Raw genomic sequence first — 1,648 nt, 5'->3', positions numbered from 1 at the left:
TTTTGGCTATTACCGCTTTTTATAAAACTTATTACTTTTTTACGTAAATCTATACTATATGCTCGCATTTTTTGCTTCATATTATCATATAATTTACGCTACCTCAAGCTAATTTAGTATATGTGTCCGGTACTAAGGGATACTATGATGGAAGGAGGCGAGATGTTGCTCGTGATGCAAACCATCTCAGGTTCTCAATCGCAAGCTAAATTATCCTTTCTTGCATACTAATATCATTAAATTTTTATTGGTATACAGAAGAGGAGAAGTGATATCAAAAACTAATCCACAAGAAACCTAAAACTTACAATCTACAGAAAGCACACCCTGCACCGCCCTATAGCCCGTTTGCACAGCAGCATAATAGTCGCAAGCGAAAGAGTAGCGCATCATCTGCGTCTCAAAAGAAACGCCAACACCAGCATTCAACACCGTCTTCTCGCCTCCAGGTAGCAATGTAGGCACAGGCGCAGAACCGGGGTTGTTAGCGTAAGTAGTTGTGTTTTTGCCAGTGACACTACAGAAACTCTGATACACATTAGCGTGTAGATCAGAACCCAACGCATAACCCTGGCCTATAGTAGAGCCAAGATATCTTATGCCAAACACTCCCTGGGGTACAACAGATGCGCTGGTTGTAGACTCACTCTTTGCAACTCTTGCATCACCCTCCTCTTTGTAGGAATATTCGCCATTTCTATTAACATACAAACCAATGCTTGGTACTAGAGCGCTATTTTCGTTAATTACCGCGTAGTAGTTAGCTAAAAGCTGTAATGATAAAGAGTTGCTATTGTATTTAGCGCGAACATCTGCATTTTTGATCTTCGAACCGTCAGTATCATCAAAAAATGATCTTCTACTTTTAGAGTCTACGCGAGTAAACGCAAATAACAAATTAGCTTGTATATTCCATTTTTCTGTAGGAGTGTAAGAGCCATACAAGCCAGCTAAAATACTACCAGATCCAATTTTATCTCTAGTACCTAGCAGTTTGCTTCCAACGGCGCGCAGATCATTTTGGAAATAACCAAGCAGCACGCCGCCCATCAAGCTATCATTAGCCTGGCGGTGTCCACCGCATAATAGCCCATAAGATGCGTTGTCAAAGGGGGTTTGTTTTGCTCTCTTGCTCTGTTTACCTCCTCCAACAAATGGTTTAACCCAAACAGCGCCTGAAACATCGTCACCAGCGGCAACACCAGCGGCTATGCCTGAAGCTACGCCATCATTGTTGAGTGTTGATACTCGCACTCCCCCTCCTCCAACCGCTGGAGAAGCGTTCATTGAACCCATACCACTTAAAGCTGTACTGGCGGCCATAGATATGGTTTGAGCGCCAGTTTCATTAGAAGCGGCGGTTGTTTTAGTAGAAACTACAGACTGCGTCACCATGTCGTAAGCCACAATAACTCTCTGAGCCTGCGTCAATGGCACAGACACTCCCGCAGAATCCTGCATGCTCACTTCTTGTTCTTGGTTCAACAAAATGCTCACTGCTCTCTGCGTCTCTAAATCTTCCTTATTATTCAACGCCTCGCCAATAACTTCAACAACCTCATCCATCTGTACTGTAGACGCCATATTCTCTTTTATAGCCTCAGCAATTTCTGCCCTGCTCTCCTGCGTGATAGCTTGGCTCAATATT

Annotated in this window: 1 protein-coding gene; it reads right to left on the bottom strand. The window is 43.3% G+C overall.

The genetic code is table 11. The features are described 5' to 3' along the window. Positions 1–297: 297 nt before the first annotated feature. Positions 298–1,648: autotransporter outer membrane beta-barrel domain-containing protein (locus tag Sarmat_RS06650; RefSeq protein ID WP_202149963.1), on the bottom strand; the 1,351-nt coding region annotated here is incomplete at its 5' end.

This window comes from Candidatus Sarmatiella mevalonica (assembly GCF_016751895.1).
GTDB classification, from domain to species: Bacteria; Pseudomonadota; Alphaproteobacteria; order Rickettsiales; family Rickettsiaceae; genus Sarmatiella; species Sarmatiella mevalonica.
This window is presented reverse-complemented; position numbering and strand designations above follow the sequence as displayed.